General features: G+C 65.9%; 19 protein-coding genes, 1 other RNA gene and 1 pseudogene. 13 read left to right on the plus strand and 8 right to left on the minus strand.

Translation table 11 applies throughout. The features are described from left to right. Positions 1-474 precede the first annotated feature (474 nt). The 3 genes and pseudogenes from Sa4125_RS15390 to Sa4125_RS15400 all read left to right on the plus strand — a co-directional run. Positions 475-996, plus strand: a pseudogene (locus Sa4125_RS15390) (PAS domain-containing protein); the annotation flags it as partial. Between the two features lie 209 nt (positions 997-1,205). Further along, positions 1,206-2,414 carry an IS256 family transposase gene (locus Sa4125_RS15395; protein ID WP_223998301.1) on the plus strand — a complete coding sequence of 403 codons (1,209 nt, stop codon included), beginning with the start codon at positions 1,206-1,208 and terminating at the stop codon, positions 2,412-2,414. A gap of 37 nt (positions 2,415-2,451) precedes the next feature. Further along, positions 2,452-5,295 (plus strand): GAF domain-containing protein, encoded by a 2,844-nt coding sequence (locus Sa4125_RS15400; protein ID WP_223999177.1) that lies wholly within the window; start codon positions 2,452-2,454, stop codon positions 5,293-5,295. Positions 5,296-5,483: 188 nt separating this feature from the next. On the opposite strand, the gene Sa4125_RS15405 is transcribed toward Sa4125_RS15400, so the two are convergent. After that, positions 5,484-5,699: a CsbD family protein gene (locus tag Sa4125_RS15405; protein ID WP_223999178.1), complete on the minus strand. Its 216-nt coding sequence runs from the start codon at positions 5,697-5,699 to the stop codon at positions 5,484-5,486. A 282-nt stretch (positions 5,700-5,981) separates the two neighbouring features. On the opposite strand from Sa4125_RS15405, the gene ssrA reads away from it, so the two are divergent. The 4 genes from ssrA (at position 5,982) to Sa4125_RS15425 (ending at position 7,491) form a co-directional block, all read left to right on the plus strand. Further along, positions 5,982-6,338, plus strand: a transfer-messenger RNA (tmRNA) gene (ssrA, locus tag Sa4125_RS15410). 55 nt (positions 6,339-6,393) lie between these two features. Beyond that, positions 6,394-6,978 carry an SspB family protein gene (locus Sa4125_RS15415; protein ID WP_223999184.1) on the plus strand — a complete coding sequence of 195 codons (585 nt, stop codon included), beginning with the start codon at positions 6,394-6,396 and terminating at the stop codon, positions 6,976-6,978. A 3-nt stretch (positions 6,979-6,981) separates the two neighbouring features. After that, positions 6,982-7,215 carry a DUF4169 family protein gene (locus Sa4125_RS15420; protein WP_223999186.1) on the plus strand — a complete coding sequence of 78 codons (234 nt, stop codon included), beginning with the start codon at positions 6,982-6,984 and terminating at the stop codon, positions 7,213-7,215. 60 nt (positions 7,216-7,275) lie between these two features. Further along, complete coding sequence (locus Sa4125_RS15425) at positions 7,276-7,491, plus strand: ribbon-helix-helix domain-containing protein (RefSeq protein ID WP_223999196.1); 216 nt, start codon at positions 7,276-7,278, stop codon at positions 7,489-7,491. Between the two features lie 113 nt (positions 7,492-7,604). Here the strand turns inward: Sa4125_RS15425 and Sa4125_RS15430 are convergent, their stop codons facing one another. Further along, entirely contained in the window at positions 7,605-11,606 is a 4,002-nt protein-coding gene (locus Sa4125_RS15430; protein WP_223999198.1) for an AsmA-like C-terminal region-containing protein, read from the minus strand. A gap of 207 nt (positions 11,607-11,813) precedes the next feature. Further along, positions 11,814-13,229: an FAD-linked oxidase C-terminal domain-containing protein gene (locus Sa4125_RS15435; protein ID WP_223999200.1), complete on the minus strand. Its 1,416-nt coding sequence runs from the start codon at positions 13,227-13,229 to the stop codon at positions 11,814-11,816. An 85-nt stretch (positions 13,230-13,314) separates the two neighbouring features. Between Sa4125_RS15435 and Sa4125_RS15440 the strand changes: the two genes are divergently transcribed. Then, on the plus strand, positions 13,315-13,800 hold the full coding sequence (locus Sa4125_RS15440) for a thioesterase family protein (protein ID WP_223999202.1): 486 nt from the start codon (positions 13,315-13,317) through the stop codon (positions 13,798-13,800). Between the two features lie 64 nt (positions 13,801-13,864). On the opposite strand, the gene Sa4125_RS15445 is transcribed toward Sa4125_RS15440, so the two are convergent. Continuing rightward, the gene (locus Sa4125_RS15445; protein ID WP_223999204.1) at positions 13,865-14,383 is read right to left on the minus strand and encodes a hypothetical protein; all 519 of its coding nucleotides are present in this window, start codon (positions 14,381-14,383) and stop codon (positions 13,865-13,867) included. Then, on the minus strand, positions 14,380-15,255 hold the full coding sequence (locus Sa4125_RS15450; protein ID WP_224007841.1) for a dienelactone hydrolase family protein: 876 nt from the start codon (positions 15,253-15,255) through the stop codon (positions 14,380-14,382). The genes Sa4125_RS15445 and Sa4125_RS15450 overlap by 4 nt, the downstream gene beginning before the upstream one ends. Before the next feature lie 199 nt (positions 15,256-15,454). On the opposite strand from Sa4125_RS15450, the gene Sa4125_RS15455 reads away from it, so the two are divergent. After that, positions 15,455-18,457 (plus strand): UvrD-helicase domain-containing protein, encoded by a 3,003-nt coding sequence (locus Sa4125_RS15455; protein ID WP_223999206.1) that lies wholly within the window; start codon positions 15,455-15,457, stop codon positions 18,455-18,457. A 347-nt stretch (positions 18,458-18,804) separates the two neighbouring features. On the opposite strand, the gene Sa4125_RS15465 is transcribed toward Sa4125_RS15455, so the two are convergent. Both Sa4125_RS15465 and Sa4125_RS15470 read right to left on the minus strand, forming a co-directional pair. Beyond that, a complete protein-coding gene (locus Sa4125_RS15465; protein ID WP_223998294.1) occupies positions 18,805-20,088 on the minus strand; it encodes an IS66 family transposase in 1,284 nt (427 codons plus the stop codon). 162 nt (positions 20,089-20,250) lie between these two features. Beyond that, a complete protein-coding gene (locus Sa4125_RS15470) occupies positions 20,251-20,691 on the minus strand; it encodes a hypothetical protein (RefSeq protein WP_223999211.1) in 441 nt (146 codons plus the stop codon). A 725-nt stretch (positions 20,692-21,416) separates the two neighbouring features. On the opposite strand from Sa4125_RS15470, the gene Sa4125_RS15475 reads away from it, so the two are divergent. The 4 genes from Sa4125_RS15475 to Sa4125_RS15490 all read left to right on the plus strand — a co-directional run bounded on the left by Sa4125_RS15475 (position 21,417) and on the right by Sa4125_RS15490 (position 24,442). Continuing rightward, positions 21,417-22,628, plus strand: a complete 1,212-nt coding sequence (locus tag Sa4125_RS15475) for an MFS transporter (protein WP_223999212.1) — start codon at positions 21,417-21,419, stop codon at positions 22,626-22,628. Positions 22,629-22,641: 13 nt separating this feature from the next. Then, a complete protein-coding gene (locus Sa4125_RS15480) occupies positions 22,642-22,833 on the plus strand; it encodes a hypothetical protein (RefSeq protein WP_223999213.1) in 192 nt (63 codons plus the stop codon). 138 nt (positions 22,834-22,971) lie between these two features. Then, positions 22,972-23,553, plus strand: coding sequence for an SCO family protein (locus tag Sa4125_RS15485; RefSeq protein WP_223999214.1), 582 nt, complete (start codon positions 22,972-22,974; stop codon positions 23,551-23,553). A gap of 13 nt (positions 23,554-23,566) precedes the next feature. Beyond that, positions 23,567-24,442: a 50S ribosomal protein L11 methyltransferase gene (locus Sa4125_RS15490; protein ID WP_223999215.1), complete on the plus strand. Its 876-nt coding sequence runs from the start codon at positions 23,567-23,569 to the stop codon at positions 24,440-24,442. A gap of 111 nt (positions 24,443-24,553) precedes the next feature. Here Sa4125_RS15490 and Sa4125_RS15495 read toward each other — a convergent pair whose 3' ends face one another. Next, positions 24,554-24,763, minus strand: a complete 210-nt coding sequence (locus Sa4125_RS15495) for a hypothetical protein (protein WP_223999216.1) — start codon at positions 24,761-24,763, stop codon at positions 24,554-24,556. Positions 24,764-24,801 lie beyond the last annotated feature (38 nt).

Consider the following 24,801-nt stretch of genomic DNA (forward strand, 5'->3'; position numbering starts at 1 on the left):
GACTGACGATCACGAGTGCGTGTAGATCCTGTGACGGGGCCGATCTTGGGCGACCGAGGTGTTGTAGCCATGGCCATGGCGGTTAATGAAAAGCGCAGAACCTAAGTCCTTGGCAGAGAATGATAGTGACCGTGTCGCAGGTCAGAGTATTCTGATCGCGGAGGGTGAACCGAGCATCGCGATGGCCGTGGGCGCGGCCGGAAGCACGGTCCTGCGGCTCGTGCCAGGCATCCAGGCCGCCTTGGACTCGACCGGGGGAGACGGCCGGTGCGGACCCTGGGCGGCGACCGGACACTGCGCCGCGCATGCGCCGCGAAGCCCATCGACACCGCGGGGCAGGTCGATCGCGCCTGCGGCACGTCCCGCTGTCGCACGCACGGGACGAAACGGCGCTTCCCCTCACATTTTGAAGGCCGCGACCGTTGCCTTTCCCCGCCGCTGCTCGACTTCCGGCTTATGACGAGGTTCGACGACATGAACGAGCTTGCACCCTTTCTGCGCGACGGCGGCGAGATGGGGGCGCGAATGCGGGACCACGACTGGTCGAATTCGCCTCTGGGTTTCCCCGGAGACTGGCCCCAGTGCCTGCGCTCGGTCGTCGGGGTGATGCTCGGCTCCAAGTTCCCGATGTTCCTGGCTTGGGGACCGGATCTCGGCCTGCTCTACAACGACGCCTATGCCGAGATCCTCGGCACCAAGCATCCGGAGGCGCTGGGCCGTCTCTTTCAAGATGTTTGGGGTGAGATCTGGAGCGACATCCTGCCCTTCATCGAGACGGCGCTGAGCGGCCATGCGACATGGCTCGAAAACCTGCCGCTTCGAATGAACCGCCGCGGTTACGTGGAGGACACGTTCTTCACGTTCTCCTACTCGCCCGCTTCCGACGACGAGGGGCACATCGTTGGCATGTTCTGTGTCTGCACCGAGACCACCGCGCAGGTTCTCGCCGAGCGGCGGCGCGAGGCGCTTCTCCAGCTTGACGCGCGCCTGCGCGCCTCATCCGGCACGTCCGACCTTTCGTTTGCGGCCTCTGAACTGCTCGGGGAGACCCTCGGTGCCTCCCGTGTGGGCTACGGGGTCTTCGATTCCGAGGTAGTGTCCGCGCTCGTGGTGGAAATTCCGACATTGAAAGGTGTGGCTGAGGCGGTCACCGGATAGGGCGGCTAAGGTGGAGTTGCGAGACTTCAACCTGACCGGAGAACCCGATGACCGAGGACAGACTACCGCTTGCCGAGCTTTTTGCGAAAGCCGGGGACGGCGATTTCCTGAGAACGATAGCCGAGAGCGTGATGCAGCTCCTTATGGAGGTCGACGTTGAAGGCATGATCGGCGCCGGGCGCCACGAACGGACGCAGGAACGGGCGACTTATCGCAATGGCTACCGCGACCGCTCGCTCGACACGCGGCTCGGCTCGTTGCAGCTTCGGATACCCAAGCTTCGGCAGGGCAGCTACTTCCCGCCGTTCCTGGAGCCGAGAAAGCTCTCGGAGAAGGCCTTGGTTGCCGTCATTCAGGAAGCTTGGATCAGCGGCGTTTCCACCCGGCGGGTCGACGATCTGGTACAGGCCATGGGGCTGTCGGGGATCGGCAAGAGCACCGTATCGAAGCTGTGCAAAGACATCGACGAACGCGTCGGCGGCTTCCTCGACCGTCCTCTCACTGGCGACTGGCCCTACCTCTGGCTGGATGCGACCTACCTGAAGCAGCGCGAGGGTGGACGCATCGTTTCGGTCGCCGCCATAATCGCCGTGGCCGTGAACACGGACGGCAAGCGCGAGATCGTCGGCCTTCACATCGGCCCCTCGGAAGCGGAGACGTTTTGGTCGAGCTTCCTCAAGAGCCTCGTGCGCCGCGGCCTGTCCGGCGTGAAGCTCGTGATCTCGGATGCTCACGAAGGGCTGAAAGCCGCCATTCGCCGGGTGTTCAGCGCCTCCTGGCAGCGCTGCCGGGTGCATTGGATGCGCAACGCCCTGTCGTATGTCCCGAAGGCGCAGCAGAGCATGGCGGCGGCCGCGCTGCGCCAAGCCTTCGCCCAGCCCGATCGTGCTAGCGCCAGCCAGGCGCTGCGCCACGTCGCCGACCAGCTTCGGGGAAAGTGTCCAAAGCTCGGGGCCTTCATCGACAACAGCGAGACCGACGTGCTGGCGCACATGGATTTTCCCAGTCAGCACCGGACCCGGATCCATTCGACGAATTCCCTGGAGCGCCTGAACAAGGAGGTGAAGCGGCGTGCCGACGTCGTCGGAATCTTCCCGAACGAGGGATCCATCATCCGGCTCATCGGCGCCGTCCTTCTCGAGGCCAACGACGAATGGCAGATCCAGAACCGCTACATGCAGACCGAACCCATGGCCGACCTCATGGCCATGGGCAACACTGCAAAACCCGAACAGATTTCCACCGAAGTCGCCTGAAACGGAGCCGCTTCAGCTACACTCAATTTCCACCACGTTGACGGACACGACCGATTCCGAGGCCGGCACCGTCACGATAGAGCGCAACTGGAGTGCGTCAGGGCTCGACAATCTCGCGGGCGTCCACCGCTTCAGCGACTACGGTTCCTACATCGACGACCTGCGACGGGGTGTTGCCGTGGCGATCATGGACGTGGAGATTGATCCGAGAACCGCCGACAACCTCGCATCCATGAGAGCCATCGGCGTGCGCGCCTTCCTCGACGTCCCGTTGGTCGATCAGGGGCAGACAGTCGCCCAGTTCTTCGTCCATTCAGCCCATCCGCGCGTCTGGACCGACGGAGAGATCGGATTTGTGCGCGATTTTGCAGAGCGGACGCGGGCTGCCATCGCAAGGCGGGTGGCGGAACAGGAACTGCGCGAGAGCAAGGCGCGCTTGGCAACCGCGATCGACGTCGCAAGAATCGGAACGTTCGAATGGGACTTCGCGAGCGATGCGGTCGTCCTCGGCGATCGCGCGCGCGAGATTCTCGGCTTTGGCGCCGATGAACGTGTCTCGGGACGGAGCGTGTTCGAGCGCATCGATCCGCTGGATCTGGCGCGGGTACAGGCGGCCGTGGGTGAGTCCAGGAAGGTGGCGGGTCGCCTTCAACTGGAGTTTCGAGTGAAGCTGGCGGACGGGACGAGGCGCTCGGTCGTCAGCATCAGCGACGGGGTGGTGGGCCTGGACGGCAGGGTCGTCCGCAAGGTCGGCGTCTTGGACGACGTCACGGCCCGCCGCAGTGCGGAGGTCCGGCGGGAGGCTCTGGTCGAGCTGGGCGACGCGATCCGCGACTTCGAGAACGCCGCCGAACTCAGTTTTGCCGCTGCGCAGATCCTCGGCCGGACGCTGGGCGTCAGCCGCGTCGGCTACGGCACGGTCGACCATGACGGCGAGACCTTGCATGTCGAGCGCGACTGGACTGCTCCCGGGGTTGTTTCGATGGCGGGAACGATACCGCTCAGGCGGTACGGATCCTTCGTCGCCGATCTCAAGCACGGCGTGACGACGGTGGTCCGGGATGCGCGCAGCGACGGCCGAACGATGGTTTCGACCGAGGAGCTCGAAGCTTTGAGTGGCATCTCGTTCGTCACCGTTCCGGTGATGGAGCACGGACGGCTCGTGGCGCTTCTCTACGCCAACAGCGCGCAACGCCGATTCTGGCACAAGGAGGATGTCGATCTCGTCCACGAATTCGCCGAGCGCCTTCGCGTCGCCATGGAGCGCGGACGAACCGCGGCGGCGTTGCGGGCCAGCGAAGCCAGGTTGCGGGAGCTGAACGAGACGCTGGAGAACCAGGTCGCGGAGCGTACCGCCGACCGCGACCGCATGTGGCGCCTGTCGACCGATCTCATGCTCGTGGCGCGCTTCGACGCCACGATAACCGCCGTGAACCCCGCCTGGACCAGCCTGCTCGGCTGGTCCGCGGATGAACTGGCGGGACGACAGTTCATGGACATGGTCCATCCGGACGACGTTGCGCCGACCCTGGAAGCCGTCGGGGACCTGTCGCACGGTCGAACCATCCTGCGCTTCGTGAACCGCTATCGGGGAAAGGACGGCACTCACTACTGGATCTCGTGGACGGCGGTGCCGGACTCCGGTTTCATCCATGCGGTCGGGCGCGACGTCTCCGCCGAGACCATGGCGGGGAAGGAACTCGAACGCGCCCACGAAGCGCTCCGCCAGAGCCAGAAAATGGAAGCGGTCGGCCAGCTCACGGGGGGCATCGCGCACGACTTCAACAACCTTCTGGCGGGCATCTCCGGCAGCCTTGAACTGTTGCAGACGCGAATGGCTCAGGGCCGCGTCAACGAGGTCGGCAAGTACATCGTCGGCGCTCAGGGAGCCGCCAAGCGCGCGGCCGCGCTCACCCATCGGCTGCTCGCCTTCTCACGTCGCCAGACGCTCGATCCGAAGCCAACCGACGTGAACCGTCTCGTGCGGGACATGGAGGAGCTTCTCAGCCGAACGGTCGGCCCGTCAATCCGGGTCGAGACGGTCGCAGAGGAAGATCTGTGGTCCACGCTGGTCGATCCGAACCAGCTCGAGAACGCGCTGTTGAACCTTTGCATCAACGCCCGCGACGCTATGCCGGAAGGTGGTGTCCTGACGATCGGGACAAGCAACAGATGGCTCGATGAACGAGCGGCACGCGAACGCGATCTCCCCCCCGGCCAGTACGTCTCGATGTGCGTCTCCGACAACGGGACGGGCATGACACCGGGTGTCGTCGAGCGTGCCTTCGATCCCTTCTTCACTACCAAGCCCATCGGCTCCGGGACCGGCCTCGGGCTTTCCATGATCTACGGGTTCGCGCGCCAGTCGGGAGGCCAGGTCCGCATCGATTCCGAAGTGCGGGTGGGCACCACGGTGTGCATCTACCTTCCCCGGCATCATCTGGCGGTCGAGGTGGAGAAGGAAGCACCCGGCCCCGTGGAGGCCCCGCGTGCCCAGCCGGGTGAAACCGTTCTCGTGATCGACGACGAGCCACTGGTCCGAATGCTGGTCGTGGATGTCCTGGAGGAGCTTGGCTACACCGCTCTCGAAGCAGGTGACGGCCCGGAGGGATTGGCGATCCTTCGGACGAACGTTCACCTTGACCTTCTGGTCACCGATGTCGGCCTTCCCAACGGCATGAACGGTCGCCATGTCGCAGAAGCCGCCCGGCAGATCCGGCCAAGGTTGAAGATCCTGTTCATCACCGGATATGCCGAGAACGCGGTGCTGAGCCATGGGCAACTCGATACCGGCATGCAGGTGATCCCCAAACCGTTCGACATGGTCCAACTCGCCCAGCGGATCCGGTCCATGGTCGAGAGAGAGCCTCGGAACGGCTGAGGCGTTTTGCCAGGCGCACCTTGTCGCCGGCCATAACCGTCAGCGCCGCCAGTATGAATGTCCAGGGCCCGCCGCGACGCTTCGGGACCCCGCGTGGCGACAGGCACCGGGTTGTCCGCGGGATCATGCGCACGAAAAAGGCGGGACCCTTTCGGATCCCGCCTTCCCGCGACTGTCGTCAGGCCACTTCAGAGGTTGCGATGGGCTGAGTCGGATACCTTGTCCGCCGCGTCCTTCACGGCGGACTTCGTCTCGCCGATTGCCTGCTGAGTCTCGCCTTTCAGCTCCTGCGCCTTGCCTTCAGCCTGCAGCCGCTCGTTGCCGGCGACCTTGCCGGCCGCCTGCTTGACATTGCCGGCGGCTTCGTTGGCGAGGCCCGAAACCTTGTCGGAAGTGCTTCCCATCGATCTTCTCCACTGAATGCGGACATTGATGTCCTCGACAGCATGAACGCAGTGCGATCCGTATTGTTCAGCCGCGCAAGGTGTTTTTGCGATTGCCCGCATGAGGCCGGTGCGCGGGGCCGACACAAGGCCGCGGATCCGTCGGTGCGCGGAGAAGGGGAACTGAAGAGACCGCGGGAGAGCGGCTTAGGCGACGATGGACGCCGCACGGTCATCCGCCGTGATGCTTCCGGTGCGCTGACCGAGGGAAAAACCGGGCTCTCTGACGCAAGACCGCTTTCCGGCCTTTTCAGATGACAGGGAACTGCCTATATTCCGATTTGCTGGCGCAAGCCGGCTATGGCGATAAACCGCCGATGAAATAAGCCATTCGGACCCGGGGGCGGTACCCGGCGCCTCCACCTGAACCCTTCCCGCGAAGGGCTGAGGCGGGGGCGAAATAGGATCGACGAGGGTGTAAAGATCGGAACTTTGCTCGGCATTGTACCACCGTTATCGGGCTGTATCAGTAGTTGCCAATGACAACTATGCGGAAGCCCGTCTCGCAGCCTAAGGCTGTGCGATAGCTTCAAATCAAGTCCTGAGGGTTCGCACTCTCGGGCGGGGTCCGGAGGCACCTGGCAACAGAAGCCTCCAACCAATCTTTCCCGACCGGCGTGTCGGGCCAATGCGGAAAGCAGTCAGAGACCTCACGATGGGCCAAGATTTAATCCGCTACGACATTCTCGCCCAGGACGCGCTGCGCGGCGTCATCCGCAAGGTGCTGAACGAGGTCATCAAGACCGGCCTTCCCGGCGAACATCATTTCTTCATCACCTTTTTGACCTCGGCGCCGGGCGTCCGGATCTCGTCACGGCTACGGGAGAAATATCCTGAGTTGATGACGATCGTGATCCAGCATCAGTATTGGGATCTTGCCGTGACCGACACGACCTTCGAGGTCGGGCTCTCCTTTTCCGACATTCCCGAGCGTCTGCTGATCCCCTTCGCGGCGATCCGTGGATTCTATGATCCCGCCGTGAATTTCGAGCTGGAATTTGACGTTCGGGACGTCGAGGCGGCCAATGGATCGGCCGAGGATGCGGCACTGCCGGTCGCTCCACAGTCGCTTCAGCAGGTGCCCAAGCCCCAGCGCGCGCCTGCGCCGTCGAAGCTGCCGGCCAAGCCGCGCGGCAAGGACAAGGCGGACGATGCCGCAGATGAGGGCGACAAGCCGGCGGCAACCGAGAAGAAGCCGGCGGATGTCGTCTCGCTGGACGCGTTCCGCAAGAAGACCTGAGTTTTGGCCGAGATCGTCAACCTCCGCATGGCCCGCAAGCGCGCCGTGCGACAGGCTGTGGAGGCGAAAGCCGAAGCGAACCGGACGGCTTTTGGACTGCCAAAGGCCGTTCGGATGGCCGCAAGATCAGCGCAAAGCCAGTCCGATCGCAAGCTCGACGGGCTGCGGCTCGAGCCGAATGCCACCGGCGGTGAGCCGGATGCCGGCTCGCCTGTGCCCTCCCCCGATCCTTCCTGATGCAAAGTCAGATGCGAGTGCGCCGAGCGGTGCGCTCGTGAGTTCCGGCGTCGTTCGCCCATGATCGTCAAGCGATCGATCACCATTCGCGGCCACCGAACGTCGATCAGCATCGAAGACGCTTTCTGGACGCGACTTCATGCCATCGCCGAAGCACGCGCACAGTCGATCGCGGGCCTCGTGGCGGTGATCGACTCCGGCCGGGAGCCAGGATCGAATCTCTCCTCGGCAATCCGCCTTTTCGTGCTCGACGAGGCGCTCAGCCGGCGTTCCTGAGACGCTGTCCGCGTCTGCAACAGACGTGAAGAGAACTGGCCCCCGCGCCAATGACCTGTGTGTCGCGTCGATCCGGCAACGCCCCGCATGGGCAAGGCGCAGCCCCTTCGACGTCAGAAGTCGAGGGGGTTGTTCACGCCCGGAAGTGACGGAAAATCCTGCGAGGGTCTGGGTGCGGCAGGCGCGACGGGCTGTTCCAGGCGGTAGGGCGGAGGACTGGGCGGCGACGGGGCTGTTTCCGCAGCGCGCCGATCCGCCTCTGCCGCCCCGCGCAGACGCAAGGCTTCCTGATCCTGGCGGGCGCGTGTCGTCTCAGCTTCGCGTGCCGACTCTTCCGCTCGGGCTTCCTCTGCCCTGGCCGCCTGCGCTGCGGCGGCTTCCCGTGCGGCTGCGGCACGGGCCTCGGCCTGGCGGGCCGCCTCCTTTGCGGCCGCGGCTGCTTGCGCGTCGCGCGCCGCCTGTTCCTGTCGCGCTGCTTCCGCCTCGCGGGCACGTGTCGCCTCTGCCGCAGCGGCGGCGGCCTCTGCGGCGGTGCGCTCTGCCTCACGCCTCAGACGGTCGAGACGCAACAACTCGGCGGCGTCCGTCGCAGCCCTTGTCGTTTCAGTCTCCACCCGCTCGGCCTCGCGCCAGCGATAGTAGCGGGCCTCGCGCCGCAGCCGCAGCCTCTCCTGCAGCGCCTCCTGCATCGCCTCCACCCGCGCCTGCTCGCGCTCGAACGCGCGGACGGACAGATAGCTGGCCAGAGGCTGCACGTCGGACGACAGGACCGGATCGGCCAGGGGCCCCGCCAGGGTGTAGAGGATCGACGGCTCGGCGCCCTCGACCGACTCGTCGCCGGGTTCGAGGTCAAGCCGAAGGCTGGCGTCGATGCCAAGTCGTTTCAGGTCGATGGCGGCCTCGCCGCTGAGCGTTTCGCCGGTTCCGGCCAGCCGCAGGCCGGCGAAACGGGCGGTGCCGCCGGCAACCGTAAACTCCGCCCGAACATTCGAGACGGGGTAGCGCGCCTCCCTGCCGAGCCCGGCGACGAGGCTTTCCGTCGCCGCCGTATCGGGCGAGAAGCCCTCGGCATCGGCAGCCTCCAGGATGGGTCCGAACATGCCCGGTCTGATCCCTGCAAAGCTGCCGTCCTCGATGCTGACCTCCCCTGCCCCGGTGAGCGACGACACGAGCGCGGCATAGGACTGGCCCGTCCCGTCCAGCGACAGGCTGGCATCCATGGTTCCGACGATACCCGGCGAGTCGTCGCGCTCCTGCGCCGCGTCGCCCTGTCCGGCGAGGGCCAGCGTGCCGAGGTCGAGGCCGCTGAACCTCGCCGCCAGGGCCAGGCCGCCGACACCGTTGGCGTTGCGCAACGCCGCCGATCCCGCGACGAAGCCTCCGGAATAAGTACCCTGGATCGACGACAGCTGCAGGCTGCCGTCGGCCACATCGATGGCGGACGTAAAATCTCCGACGGCCTGGCGGTTGCCAAGGCGAAGGATGTCGGCACTGACCTGCAAGGCCAGATCGACCGGTGGCAGCAGCGCGGGCCCAAAGCCATCGCTCGGCCAGTCTGCCCCAGGCTCGGCCGCCCGCCCATAGACGAGCGTCGCCAGCCAGGGAAGCGACAGGTCGGAGACATAGACCTCCCCCGTCAGCGGACCGGATGCCTGGCGCTGCAGTTCTGCCTCGACCGTGGCACCGGCAAGCGTGCCGTTGAAATTGCGCAGATCGAGCGTGTCGCCGGCGAAGGCGACGTGGCCGCCGAGATCGAACGGCAGGACGTCCAGCGCCGATTGGCCGAGAGCGACACCGGCCGTCATCAGGAGGGGGCTGATGTCGTCGCTCCTGGCCGTCACGCCGAAATCGCCCGCCGTGATGCCCGTCGCCGCGACCTCGAAGGTCCCCTCCGCGGTGATATCGGTGCCGGGCGCGCTGACGGCGGCACTGGCCGCGACGGACCCGGTGGCGCCGGCCGAGAGCGACACGCTCACCGACAGTGGCGACGGCGACGGGAGCGGTAGTGTGTCGACGCCGAGCTGCGCCAGGAGCGCCGCGGGATCCGGGCTCGTCAATCCAAGGTCGAGCCCGAAACGACCGCTGGTCCCTCGCGCATAGATGCCGTTGCCGAGCGCCAGATCCAGTTTGATGGCCGTCGCAGCGGCGTTGCCGGCGAGCTGGAGCGCCAGCGTCGGCTTTTCCCCCGGCCTTTCGACCACCGTCTTCAAGTTTCCGGCGAGCGCCAGGGGACCGAGCGTCGGGGCTTGCGCCCGGAGCGCGTCCAGCGCCGGGCTGGGCGGCACCTGCCCGGCCAGAAACTCGATCGCTTGCGCCGGATCGGCGGCGGCGAACTCGACAGCGACACTGCCCTCGACAGCGCTCACACCGCTGCCGAAGCCGCCGAGATTGCCCGAGAGCTTGACGTTGGCGCCGGCGAGATTGCCGAGATCGAGCCGCGCGATCCGCACACCGCTGCCGTCGTAATCGAGATCGGCATCGATCCGCTCGGCGGCGACACCGCGATAGGTCACCGGTCCGGCAGAAATCTTGACCGCCATCGTGCTGGCTTCCGCGATCGAATCGTCCTCGCCGGTGAAAAGCTTCGACAGGGCCAACAGCGCGTCGAGATCGACCCTGCCTGCATCGAGTGAGGTGCTGAGCGCCCGTGCATCGCGCGGTCCGGACCGCTGCAGGTGGCCCCTCAGCGTGTCGCCTGCGATGTTGACCTCGAGATCGCCGAACAGCTGCACGTCCGGCGTCAGCTCCACTTTCGCCGAGAAGCCGGCCTGCGGCAGCGTGCGGATGGCGGGGTCGACCGAGCCCGTCAGCCAGCCGGCAAAACCCGAGGGCTGGCGTGAGGCGACGAGAAGGTCGCCCTTGAAGCCGATCGAGGGGGCGAGCGTCACGACGCCCGACGCCTCCATGCTGGTGCGCCCCGGCAGTTCCGCCGCGAAACGCTCCAGCGACCAGCCCGTATCCGTCGGCGAGGCGGTAAAGGAGACGTCGCGGATCGTCGTGTCGCCCGCAACGACCACCGGCAGGGCGATCGTCACGCTTCCCGGCATGGCAGGCTTCGGCACCGCGGAGAGGACGGCCTGCATCGCCGTCAGCCGTTGCTCGAAGGTGACGGGCTGCGCCGGCGGCGCGGCTTCGCCCGTCGCCAGGCTGTCGACGTCGACCTGCTCGCCCTCGAGGGTCAGGGTGAAATGAGGCAAGCGCGCCAGGTTCATCGCGCCGGACCCGGTCAGAATGTAGGGCGTCTGTCCCGCACCGGCCGCGACCCGGATGTCGGTGAGTTCGATCGATCCGGGCGCGGCGACGAGCTTGCTGGTGGCATCCAGCGCAGGCAGCAGCCCTGCCGTCGCCTCGGCGGTCGCCGCAGTCGGATCTCGATCCGGCGCTTCGGCGCTGCTCGCCGCGGTTCTCGGCAGCGGACTGACGAGGCGCATCGACCCGGTGAAGCTGGGCAGGCTCTCGGCGACGACGGCCGAACCTTCGAAGAGAAGCTTGGCGTCGAGATAGGGCGCGTCGACGGTCAGCGTGAAGGGCAGGCCCGTCGTCTCCTGCAACGGTCCGCTGGAGAGTTGAAATCCGAGGGTCTGGCCGTCGGCGACGAGCGTGCCCATCCCGGCGAAGGGGCCTTGCAGCGAACGCGCCGACATCTTGGCCGTGATGTCCGTCAGCTCCTGCACGCGCCCGGTGATGCCGTTCTCGACCGTGATCGACCCGCCGCGGATGTCCACGTCGTCAAGAACGATCGTCGCATCGGTCGGCAACGCCGCCTTGGCACCAACGAAGGTCAACGCGCCCTCGGTCGTCAGCGGGATACGGACATGCGGCCGGTCGAGCTGCATCGAGAATATCTGGATGACGCCGGAGAGATAGGGCGCAAGTTCCGCGTCCATGCGAAAGCCGGCAACGGTCATCAGCGGCTTTTCGGAATTCGCCGCGTCCTCGACCACGACATCGGTGAAGGTCACCGAAGGAAAGGGCAGGATCCGCGCCGACGCCGTGCCGCGCACGACGACCTTGTGCCCGACGATGGCCGAGGCCTCGCGTTCGAAATCGGCGCGATAGGCGCTCCAGTCGATGAAATACGGGGCGATCAGCACGCCAAGCAGCGCGACGACCAAAAGTCCGCCGATCGCGACGAAGCCTCTGACCAGGGTACTCTCCTCTTCCTCTTGCGGGTCACTCCTCGCCGAACCGTCGCAACCCGATCCAGCCGAAGGCTGCTTTCATCGGAAGCAAAACGCTGGCGAGCTTAGCGCACTGCAGTAGGGATAGGCCAGAACATGGCGGTTTTGTCGATGCCGGCGGCGCATCCCGGGACCGCCCTATCAGGCCGGCATGAAGATTTTGCCGGGATTGAGGATGTTCTTCGGGTCGAGCACCTGCTTGATCTGGCGCATGACACCGAGCGCCTCGCCGAGTTCGTCTTCGAGATAGCCGCGCTTGCCCTGGCCGACGCCGTGCTCGCCCGTGCAGGTGCCGTCGAAGCGCAAGGCCCGCAGCGACAGCCGCGCGATGAAGGCCTCGGCCCGCTCGACCTCCTCCTCGTTGTCCTGGTCGAGCAGCAGCGTCACGTGGAAATTGCCATCGCCGACATGGCCGACGATCGGGCCGATCAGCCCGTTCTCGGCGATGTCGGCCTGCGTCTCGGCGATGCAGTCGGACAGCGACGACACGGGCACGCAGACATCCGTCGCGATCGCCTGGGCGCCCGGACGCAGCGTCAGGCTCGCCCAGTAGAAGTCGTGCCGCGCCTTCCAGAGTTTCGCCCGCTCCTCCGTCCGGGTCGAGCCGGCGAAGGGGCCGCCGCCATTCTCCTCGGCGATCGCGGCGAAGAACTCGGCCTGCTCGGCGACGGAGGCGGCCGAGCCGTGAAGTTCGACGAAGAGGCAGGGCGAGCGCGGCAGGTCGATCTTGGAATAGGCGATCGAGGCCTCGATCGCCTCGGCGTCGAGGAGCTCGATCCGCGCCACCGGAATGCCCGATTGCACCGTCTGGATCACCGCGTCGCAGGCTTGGCGCACGTCCGGAAACGGGCAGACGCCGGAGAGGATGGTGTCGGGAATGCCGTAGAGTTTCAGATTCAGCCGGGTGATGATGCCGAGCGTGCCTTCCGAGCCGACGAGGAGACGCGTCAGGTCGTAACCGGCGGAGGTCTTCTTGGCCCGGCGCGCGGTGCGGATGATCCGCCCGTCGGCCATGACGGCGGTGACGCCGATGACATTGTCGCGCATGGTGCCGTAGCGAACGGCGCTGGTGCCGCTCGCCCGCGTCGCCGCCATGCCGCCGAGGCTGGCATTGGCGCCGGGATCGATCGGGAAGAAAAGGCCGGTATCGCGCAACTGCGCGTTCAGCGCCTCGCGGGTGATTCCCGGCTCGACCGTGACATCGAAATCCTCCGCGTTCAGCTGCAGGATCCTGTCCATGCGGGAGAGGTCGAGCGACAGTCCGCCGGAGGGTGCGTTGACATGGCCTTCCAGCGAGGAGCCGACGCCGAAGGCGATGATCGGGCAGCCGTGCTCGTGGCAGACGAGGACGACGTCGCGGACCTCCTCCTCGGTCTCGGCGAAGAAGACGGCATCGGGCATCTGGTTCGGGATGTAGGTGCGGGTGTGACCGTGGGCGCGCCGTACGTCCTCCCCCGTCACCAGCCGCTCGCCGAAACGCTGCTTCAGAAGCGCGACCGCCGTCGCCGTCCCCGGCCGCGGCGCGGAAATCTCCCGCCTGATGTCCGCCAGCGTCATGGCTCGTCTCCCCGATGGCTTTTCCGTTCGACCGCAATGCCATAGACCGGCCGGGTTCCGCCAGTACCAACAGCTGAGGCCCGCCATGACCCAGAACCCGCCGCACCGATCTTCGCCGCTTCAGGTCAAGGCGGAATGGATCGACTTCAACGGCCACATGAACCTCGCCTACTATCACGTCCTCTTCGACCAGGGCGTCGACGAGGAATTCGCCGCGCTCGGTCTCGGTGCGGCCTATGCCAAGAGTCGCGGCATGACGACCTACGTTGCCGAAAATCACGTCTGCTACATCCGGGAAGTATTCGCCGGAGACATCGTTACCATCACCGGCCGGATCATCGACTTCGACGAAAAGCGGCTGCATGTCTTCCAGGAAATGCGCCATTGCGACGGCTGGCTCGCGGCGACACTGGAGGGTCTCGTGCTGTCGATCGACATGAGCGGCCCCAAAGTCGCGCCCTGGCCGGCGGACATCCTGGCCAACATCTCGGCCGCGGCGCAGAGCGACGCCGCGCTGCCGCGCCCGGACCAACTGGGCAGGTCGATCGGGATTGCCCGAAAATCCACCTGACAGACGTTCCGGATGCTGCCGAGCAGGGGAGCGCTGGGGCTGCAGGATCGCCTTGCCTTACGGATTACCGCGCCGGCCACCAGGCCGACAGGCGTCCTGGTCTTTCGCCGCTGAGCGGGTCGATATCGGGTACCGCCAGGGCGTCGATCGCACGGGACGCGGCTTCCACCGTCATGGCCCCGGCCCGCACGATCGTTCCATTCTGACCGGGGGGATAGGCGCCGACGACTTGGAAATCCGGCGAACCGGACAGGCGTCGATGCGCCACGCCGGCCGGAATGATGACGGCGTCGCCCGGCTCCATGGTCACCGCCGTGCCGCGGTCGCCGCCAAAGCCGATGCTGGCCTTGCCGGCGATGCACACGAGCACCTCGAACCCCGTGACGTGGAAGTGCCAGAAGTCGTAGACCGTGTAGGTCCACGTTCCCTGCCACCCGTTTTCCCGCAGCAGGAAGTGCACCGACGCCGCGGGCGTCGCCGGATCCAGGACTCCTGCCGCGACAAGGAGCGGCAGGGCATTGTTTGGAATTCCGGCCGCCGCGTCAGGCTGGAGAAAGACCTGCCGCGAGGTCCGGCCCGTCACGCGAGCTTGGTCCTCAGGAAGTCGACGGTCCGCTGCCATGCGAGATCGGCGGCCGCCTTGTCGTAGCGCGCGGCCGAGGTGTCGTTGTTGAAGGCGTGGTTGACGCCGTCATAGACATGGATCTGGTGCTCGACGCCTTCCTTCTCCAACGCCGTCTTGTAGGCGTCGATGCCGGCATTGATGCGGGTGTCGAGACCGGCATAGTGCAGCATCATCGCCGCCTTGATCTTGCCGACGTCTGCCTCCTTGGGTTGCCGGCCGTAATAGGCGACGCCGGCCTTGAGATCGGGACCGGCGATGGCGAGCTCGCTGACGAGCGCGCCGCCCCAGCAAAAGCCGATGGCGCCGACCTTTCCGTTCACGCCGTCAGCCTGCCGCAGCCAGACCTCGCTGCCGACGGCGAGCGCGACGGTCTTTGCCGGATCCAGGCCGCCGATCAGTTCGCGCGCCTTGTCCTCGTCGGGCGGCGTTCCGCCTTCGGTCGAGAGAAAGTCCGGTGCCAGCGCCACGAAGCCTTCCTTGGCGAGCCGCCGCGTGACGTCCTGGATGTGGCCGTTGAGGCCCCGGTTCTCGTGGATCACGATGACACCGGGAAAGGGACCATCCCCTTTGGCGGGCTTCACCAGATAGGACTTCATCTCCGTGCCGTCGGCGTTGTAGGTCGCCCAGACTGCCGTGATATCGGGATCGTCCGGGGCGACGACCGCCGCCTTCGCGCCGGAGGCCGCCAGCAACGGTGCCACCGCCGCAGCCGCAGCCGCCGAGCCGGCGAGCCCGCTCAGCTTCTGCATGAAGCCGCGGCGGTCGAGCGTCAGATGCGTATATTCGTCGTAGGCGTCGATCATCGCTTGGGTGATCTCCGTCTGGCTCATCCTGTCCTCCTTCATGATTGACCTTCCTGACGCCGAACGACGATGCCGCCGCGGCACGGTGGTCCGGCGAACATATTATTGCTTCGGTGCGCGGCGGTGGCTTGTGCCGCTGGGCATGCTCGGCTCGACCAGGACGAGCCATGCTGTGGGTCGCCGCGTTCCCCTAGTGTTCCCGCGGATATCGATTAGATAGGAAGCCATGAGCGATTCCAATGATCCGAGCCGGCGCGAGTCGAAAGAGGCAGTGCCACGCGGCGGCGGCATTGCCGCCCGAGCCCTCGCAGCCCGCGGCCAGCGCGCGCCAGACTATCTCGAGGGCCTCAACGCCGAGCAGCGCGCCGCCGTCGAGGCGACGGAGGGTCCGGTGCTCGTGCTCGCCGGCGCCGGCACCGGCAAGACGCGGGTGCTGACGACGCGAATCGCGCATATCCTGTCGACCGGCAAAGCCTATCCGAGCCAGATCCTTGCCGTCACCTTCACCAACCGCGCGGCGCGCGAGATGAAGACGCGCATCGCCCTCCTCGTCGGCGAACAGGTCGAGGGCATGCCCTGGCTCGGCACCTTCCACTCCATCGGCGTGAAGATCCTGCGCCGGCATGCCGAGCTCGTCGGCCTCAAATCCAACTTCACCATTCTCGACACCGACGACCAGATCCGCCTGATCAAGCAGCTGATCCAGGCCGCCAATCTCGACGACAAGCGCTGGCCGGCGCGCGCCTTCGCCGGCCTTGTCGACGGCTGGAAGAACAAGGGCCTGACGCCGAAGGACATCCCGGAGGGCGATGCGCGAGCGTTTGCCGACGGCAAGGGACGGATGCTCTACCAAGCCTATCAGGACCGGCTGGTCAGCCTCAACGCCACCGATTTCGGCGATCTGCTGATGCATCCGATCGCCATTTTCCGCGCCCATCCGGACGTGCTGGCCGAATACCACCGCCGCTTCCGCTACATCCTCGTCGACGAGTACCAGGACACCAATGTCGCGCAATATCTCTGGCTGCGGCTTCTGGCGCAGCGGCCGAAGGCACGGGCCCAACAAGCACAGCCGCATCCGGCACATCCGATCTCCCCCCTTGAGGGGAAGATGCCTGGCAAGGCAGAGGGGGGTGAGCGGGCCTCGATTTATTCCGGCGAGGACGGCGGCAGTTCGCCCCCCTCTGGCCTGCCGGCCATCTCCCCCTCGAGGGGGGAGATCGATGCGTCGGCCTTCGACGACCTTGTCGACGACGGCGAGAACATCCCGCCGCCTTGGGGCGACCCTACTTCAGACGGGCCAGTTGCCATCCCCGAGACCCCATCGCCCCGCCCCGCCCCGTCCTCCCGCGAACCCGCCGCCGATACCGTCAACATCTGCTGCGTCGGCGACGACGACCAGTCGATCTATGGCTGGCGCGGCGCCGAGGTCGACAACATCCTGCGCTTCGACAAGGATTTTCCCGGCGCCACCGTGATCCGGCTGGAGCGCAACTACCGCTCGACCGCGCACATCCTCGGCGCGGCGTCGCAGCTCATCGCGCATAACGAGGACCGGCTCGGTAAGACGCTGTTCACCGACCATGTCGACCCCAGCCACGACAAGGTCGAGGTCAATGCCGGTTGGGATTCGGAGGAGGAGGCGCGCGGCGTCGGCGAGGAGATCGAGCAGCTGCAGCGCAAGGGCCATCTCCTCAACGACATGGCGATCCTGGTGCGCGCCTCGTTCCAGATGCGCGAGTTCGAAGACCGCTTCGTCACCATGGGTCTGAACTACCGCGTCATCGGCGGCCCGCGCTTCTACGAGCGGCAGGAGATCCGCGACGCGCTCGCCTATTTCCGCTGCGTCGTGCAGCCGGCCGACGACCTCGCCTTCGAGCGCATCGTCAACACGCCGAAGCGCGGCCTCGGCGACGCGGCGCTTCGGATGCTGCACGACTATGCCCGCGCCAAGGGCATCCCGCTGATGGCGGCGGCGGAAGCGATCAGTGCCACCGAGGAGCTGAAGCCGAAGCCGCGGACGGCGCTGCGCACCGTCGTCGCCAATTTCCAGCGCTGGGCCGGGCTCGTCGCCACGATGAAGCACACCGATCTCGGCGAGATGATCCTGGAGGAGTCCGGCTATACCGAGATGTGGCAGAACGACCGCTCGGCCGAGGCGCCGGGACGGCTCGACAATCTGAAGGAGCTGATCCGCTCCATGGATCTCTACGACAACCTGCCCGGCTTTCTCGAGCATGTGTCGCTGGTCATGGATGTCGAGCAGAACGCGGCCATGGATGCCGTGTCGATCATGACGCTGCATTCGGCCAAGGGCCTGGAATTCGAGACGGTGTTCCTGCCCGGCTGGGAGGAAGGCCTCTTCCCGCACCAGCGCTCGCTCGACGAGGGCGGCCGCTCCGGCCTCGAGGAGGAGCGCCGGCTCGCCTATGTCGGCATCACCCGCGGCAAGAAGCGGGTGAAGATCTGGTTCGTCTCCAACCGGCGAATCCACGGGCTCTGGCAGTCGACCATCCCCTCGCGCTTTCTCGACGAACTGCCGGAGGCGCATGTCGAGGTGAAGGAGCCGTCGACCTCCTATGGCGGCTATGGCGGAACCCGCGGCTATGGCGCATCGCGCTGGGATGCCGACGCGTTTTCCACGACGAGCTACCAGACGCCCGGCTGGAAACGCGCCCAGGCCGCGCGTGCCGGGGAAGCAGGCGGCGGGGGCCGCGACACCGCCTGGGGCTCGCGCTCCGGGCCAAAAGATCACGGCATGCGCTATGGCGAGGGCGGCGTCAGCGGCCCCAATCCGCGCGCGCGCTCCGACGTCTCCGCCAAGGCCGACCGCTATGCCGCCGAAAGCGCCCGCAAGGCCGGCATGGACGAGTATTCGCAAATCCCCCCCGACGAGGACGCCTACGACACCCCGGCCCGCGACAACCCTGCCCGCGACAATCCGCGCGACGGCTTCGGCGGCCGCATGGACCGCAGCCACAACCAGGCCCCGCGCCGCGGCGCCGGCCTCTATTCCTCGGCCAAATCAGGCGGCCCGCGCGAGATCCAGGGCGAGCTCGTCGCCAAATCGGTGATGACGGAGGAAAGCCGCTTCGCCGTCGGCGACCGCGTCTTCCACCTCAAGTTCGGCCCGGGCTCCGTCGTCGCCGTCGAGGGCAACAAGCTGACAGTGGATTTCGACAAGGCCGGGCAGAAGCGCGTGCTGGAGGGGTTTTTGCAGGCGGCGTGAGGTCGTGGTGCGGGAGGGCCGCGTTTCAGCCGGAGCTGCGAGATTGAAAGCTCAACTCGGCACGAACAATCCTGTCTCAAGGGCTCTCAGGGTTTCTCGAGCGTCGGCATCGTAAGGTGGGTACCCCCAGTCTCGCAGTTGCTCCAAGACACGTCGCGCTTGAAGTGGAGCCACGGCCAAGGTCGCCATCGCGGCATTGAGCCGAACCCTGAGATTCTGATGCTCGTAGAGACTGGTCAGCAAAGCTCGATGGTCGCCCGGCCTGTTGCGCAGCAGATCGACGACGGCAATTTTTTGTTTAAACAGCTGATTGAAGGTAATTACCCACCCCCGCATTCCGTAGAATGTCAGGCGCCTACCGTCTCGAGAATTGTGTTGAAGACGTTGCCCCCTTGGCGCAGCCGGGCGGTATCGACGACGGTTCGGATGTCAGCTTCGCCTTCGGCGGCCCACATGGATCGATAGCCGTTGGTGACCTTGCGCTGGATCACGGCCGGTCGCAGGGCGCGCTCGCAGCCGTTGTTGGTGGCCTCGACCATCCCGGTCCAGAGAGTGAAGGTCAGGAGCTGGTCGCGCGCTCGCCTGAACTTGTGCTGGACCACTCGAGCGAAAGGGCAGGAGGTCGGTGCGGCGAGGATCTCGGAAAGACTTCGCTCCAGTGCACGGCGCTTGGCGACGATGGTCGATGCGGCGAAGGTCGTGATGCCGCTGGCCAAAGCGAAAGCCTTGGACAGCCAGATCCGCAGCCGCGACGGCAGCAGATCCTCGCCCGCCTGTTCGGCGTAGGCGACGTCGCGGGCCAGATGAGCCAGACAGGTCTGATGGGCGTCGGCATGTCCCTGCTGGGCAGAGTAGCGATCGGAACACCAGACCTTTGGCCGGTGCCCGTCCATCAGGGTCCTGACCACGATGGCACCACGGGTCGGAGCGGCACGATGGACGACTGCGTCATCGCAGCGAAACACCCATTGGAAGGCGTTGCTGCCTTCGATGCGAACGCCGGTCTCGTCCGAGGCCACCACCTTGGAGCGGCGCAGGGCGGCAATGGCGAGATCGCGGTCGGCGACGAAGGTGCCCTGCGCCCGGCGCAGCATGTTCATCAGCCCGCCCTGGCTGATCTGCAAGCCGAAGAGATCGGCCAGAGCTTTCTGAAGCCGTTCATAGGACAGGGCCTGGAAGGTCTTAAGATAGGTCGCCACCGCATGCAGCCGCGGCCCGAACGGCGTCCCCCTTGCCGCATCGGGCAATCCCGCTGAGACAAGCGTGCCGCAGGAAGGACAACAAACCGAAAGCCGGCGATGACGCGTCACGAACGGCTTGATCTCCGGCAGATCGACCGTCTCGTACGTGCCGCCGATCTCCGCGGGAAGGCTATCGGCCAGGGCTGCCTGGCAGCAGGAGCATTGCTCGGGACGGTGATCGACGAGCCGATCGAAATCCTCACCCATCGCTCGGCTGTGGCCTTCGTGACCGGGCTTGGCGCCGCCAGGTCTTGCCTGCTCACGGCGCTCCTTGCGGTCACTAGACGGAGGCTTCGAGGATGTGCGTGACGTCTTCTCCGGACGCTGAATCTTCAGCACCAGATCGATCAACTCTTCCTTCGTCAGACGCTGCAAATCACCGCGATCCATCCGTCCATGGATTCAGGGAATTCGGCCCGTGACAAGGGGGTGGGTAATTACGATTGAAGCGCATAGTGTTACTTTCGATTTCGGCTTGGTCTTGACTAATCGCAATTTCAACGAACCTCTCAACCAAATCGTCATCCGCCCAATCATCGGAAATTCGAGCGATCACTTTAGCACCCTCCTATCGCGTAGCCTCTGGAGGCCGACCTCGTAACGTTCCTGCCAGCTAGCACCCCAAAAATACTGGCGCGGCGTTATAAATCCGAAATTTTCATTAAGGCTATTGTACCACGCGGTAATCTCATGATGCTTGAATTTCGGTATCCGCACCAGATTCTCCGGTGACTCGATCATCGATTTGGGAAAGCCATCCTTGGCGGCAGATGTTTTCTCGACGATGTGGTGGATTTCGTAACCGGGCTGCGGATCCCGCACCAGGCGCTGCAGTTCGTCCAAAGATTTCAGCGCGTCAGAATAGCTCTGAATATCCGGGTAGATTTCATCGAGCCAGCCAATGACCTCCACGGCATCCAACAAGAGCCCGAGCGGCCCCGAGGCACGACGCGCAGCGGCCTTCACGACCCAGCGGGCAATCGCTTTGGCCACCTGATTTCGCTGTGGCGTTGTAGGAGGTCGCTCTGTTGAGAGCGCTGGCGGATTCTCCATAGGAGGCCCACCATTGTCGCCGATCCCCCGCTTCGGATGGGATTGCGGCGGCCTGAGCCGGGGACCTTTCCTGCCATTCGGAGAACGAGGAGGGATATCGACGTTTATCGCGACACGTCGGTCTGTCCAACGGCCACTCTCTTTACCATTGGCCCTCGGCGTGCGCGGCTGGTTCGGGTTAAAACCCGCTCGCAGGGTGAGATTCCGAAGATGAAGGGCCGCAGCAACAACCCGGAGACTTCTCAGATGAGCCCGGCGATCCAGGATATCAGACAGAGTGTCTTGCCGCGGATAGACTGGGAAAAAATTTCTGTGCATCGCGGCTCCTCCCTCGAGGAACCGATTTTAGTTGGGAGCACCACGGCGGGGATTAGATCCCGGATAATTCTTCTGCAAATGCATGACAGTCTATTATATATTTCAGAATCAATACAAAATTTTCCGTTCCATATCCTGCCGCTCCCGCCATGAAGATCCCAAGAGAAGATTTCTGCAGCCCTCCACACCATAGGACGCGCACGGGCCCGTCTCTTCCGCGCCGGCGCAATCCTGAACGCTGCGTCGCAGCAATAGTGACTGACCGCGGCGGCACATCGCGCTAAGTCGGGCTGACGAAGCTTCCACTGCCCCGTACCGGTGCCCCTCTCCGATCATGCGAGCCAGCCATGCCTGACACCGCCGCCGCCGCCCCGCGGCTTCGCCACGCCGTCGACGGCGCGGGCCTCGGGGCCGGGCTGACCGTGCTCTTCGCCTTCACCTGCGGGGCGCTGGCGGCCAATCTCTATTATGCGCAGCCGCTGGTCGGGCTGATCGGCGACAGCGTCGGGCTGGGTCCTTCGGCCGAGAGCTGGATCGTCACGGCCTCGCAGATCGGCTACTGCGCCGGGCTGATCGCGCTGGTGCCGCTCGGCGACGTCTTCGTCAGCCGCAGGGTGATCCTCGCCACCATGACGGCCAACGTCGCGAGCCTTCTCGGCCTTGCCCTCGCGCCCGGCCTGTTCGCGCTTTTCGCGCTGACGCTCATCGTCGGCATCACCTCCACGGCGGCGCAGATGCTGGTGCCGCTGGCCGCCTCCATGGCGCCGCCCGAGCGCCGCGGCTCCGTCGTCGGCAATGTCACGAGCGGGCTTCTCGGCGGCATCCTCCTGGCCCGGCCGCTGTCGAGCTTTCTTGCCGAATACATCGGCTGGCGCGGCGTCTTCGGCGCCTCCGCGGCGGTGATATCGATGCTGCTCGTCGCGGCCTTCTTCCTATTGCCCGAGCGAAGGCCGACGGCGACGAAATCCTACAGTGCGCTGATCGCCTCGCTCGGCCGGCTGTTCGTCGACCAGCCGCTGCTGCGGCGCCGGGCCCTGTATCATGCCGCGATGTTCGCCAGCTTCTCGCTGTTCTGGACCGGGGCGCCGCTGATTCTCCTCGCCGAACCCTACGGCTTCAGCCCGGGCGGCGTGGCGTTGTTCGCCCTGTCGGGCGTTCTCGGCGTCTTCGCGGCGCCCGTCGCCGGGCAGCTGGCCGACCGCGGTCACAGCCGCGTCGGCACGATCGGGGCGATGCTGGCGGCGATCGTCGGCTTCGGCCTCGCGCTGTTCGGCGAGACGTCTCTGGCCGCGCTCGTCGCCGCCGGCATCCTCGTCGATCTCGGCGTCCAGGCCAATCTCGTCATCGGCCAGCGCGAGATCTTTGCGCTCGACGAAAACATTCGCAGCCGGCTGAACGCCGTCTACATGGCGACCTTCTTCACCGGCGGGGCGATCGGCTCGGCACTCACCAGTCCGGTCCTGCACGCCTTTGGCTGGAAGGGCGTCTGCGTCCTCGGCCTCGGCTTTCCCGCTTTCGCGCTCGGCTACTTCCTTCTGGGCGAGCGTCGCCCGGCTTGAGTCGGCGCGGCTGGTGCAAGTTGCCGTCGGCGACTATGATCTGCTTATGGCGCGCCGCAACATACATCTTCCTTCCGCCCTTCCCGTCGTTGGCGCCCTGCTCGCCCTCGGTGCGGTGATGGCGCTGGCCGTCGCCGGCTGGTCGGCACAGGGCGAGGCGATCTTCGTGTCGATGCTCGAGGCCGGCTGGCGCAACTGCTTCTGACACCGATCGCCGCAGGCGCCGGCCGGGCGGGCATCAGGCTTTGCGTCGCGCCGACGGCTGTTGTATCGCCTGTCGCACCCCTCGCCAGAGACGCCCCTTCCAGCTGCGAACGGGCAGGAGAACGATAGCATGCGTGGCATGACGATATTTCGAATCGGCCTCTGGGCGGTGATCGCGCTGTGCGCGGGCGCGGCTGTTTCGCTTTATCTCGGCCGGGGTCTCGGCCCGGACGGCGAGCAGGCGGCGTACGGCACGCCGTTCAAGCTGACGGACCAGAACGGCGCCGAGATCACCGAGGCGGCCTTTCTCGGCAAGCCGTCGGCGGTCTTCTTCGGCTATACCCATTGCCCCGACGTCTGCCCGACGACCATGGCCGAGCTCGGCGGCTTTCAGAGCCAGCTGGCCGCCGAGGGCAAGCCGCTCAACGTCGTCTTCGTGACCGTCGATCCCGAGCGCGACACGGCCCCGCTCCTGAAGGACTACGTCGAAGCCGTCTCCCCCGCCGTCATCGCCATCACCGGCGATCCCGCGGGCATCGCGGCCATGCTGAAGGGCTGGGGCGTCTATGCCAAGCGGGTCGGCGAGGGACCGGACTATCTGATGGACCACACCGCGACGACCTTTCTCCTCGACTCCAAGGGCCGCTTTTCCGGCACCATCGCCTATGGCGAGGACCCGAAGACCGCCAAAGAGAAGCTCGACCGCCTCGCCGCCCTCTGACACCGGAAGTCCCTTGACCCAGACCCGCTATCACCTGCGCACGGCCAAGGCCGAGGCGAGCCGCATCTTCGCCGCCTGGGATCAGGCCTTCGAGGACGAGGACGCCCCCGTCGGCGTTGCCGAGATCGACGAGGCAGCCGACATCCACGAGGTTTCGGTCTATTTCGACAACGATGCGGGTGGCGCCACGCGGCTCGACGCGGTGACGGCAGCTCTGGCGGGAATGACGCATCCCGAAATCGAGGTCGAGACGATCCCCGACACCGACTGGATGAAGCAGGTTCTGGCGGAACTGAAGCCGGTGCGGGCCGGACGCTTCATCGTGCACGGGGCGCATGACCGCGCCATCATCCGCGCCAACGAGCTGTCGATCGAGATCGAGGCCGGCCAGGCTTTCGGCACGGGCCATCACGGCACGACGGCCGGCTGCCTGTCGATGATCGACGTTCTCGTGCGGCGCCGGCGGCCACAGAACGCGCTCGACCTCGGCACCGGCAGCGCCGTGCTCGCCATCGGCATCGCCAAGCTCGCGCGCATTCCGGTACTGGCGACGGACGTCGATCCGGTCGCCGTCGAGGTGGCGCAGGAGAACATCGAGAAGAACGGCGTGTCGGGCCTTGTGAAGACGGCCGTCGCGCTCGGCATGCAGTCGCCCGCCATCCGGCGCGCGGGACCCTACGAGCTCATCGTCGCCAATATCCTGGCGCGGCCGCTGATGGACCTCGCGCCCGCGGTCGAGGGACAACTCGCCGACGGCGGTGACATCGTCCTGTCGGGCATCCTGGAGAGACAGAGGCAGGCGGTGCTGGCAGCCTACCGCACCCAAGGGCTGTTCCATCGCCAGACGCTGAGGCGAGGCGACTGGGTGACCCTGCACCTCACGCGGTAGAGCTGACGCCACGGCATAGAGGCTTGGCGCACAGTGCCGACCTTCGCCCGGCCGGCGGGACCGCGATGGAGAAGAGCTGAATGCGCTCGCCCGGGCGGAGCGACAGGTCGCTCAGTTGCGCTCTGGCGCTGCAGCTTCGAACAGGGACCGGCGATTGATGTCGGCAAGATCGAGGCGGCCGATGCCCTGCGAGGAGACATTCGAAATGTAGCGTCTTGCCTGGAGATGGCGGGCTTCGATCAACCGGTCGAAGGCGCTGCGCAAGATGCCCTTGACATGCTGGCGTGGCAGGCTGGCCTGGCTGATGGCGACGGACGTCATGGTCTTAAACTCCTGGATCGGCTGCGAATCGAACCTCC

The sequence above is a fragment of the Aureimonas sp. SA4125 genome (assembly GCF_019973775.1).
Classification (GTDB): Bacteria; Pseudomonadota; Alphaproteobacteria; order Rhizobiales; family Rhizobiaceae; genus Plantimonas.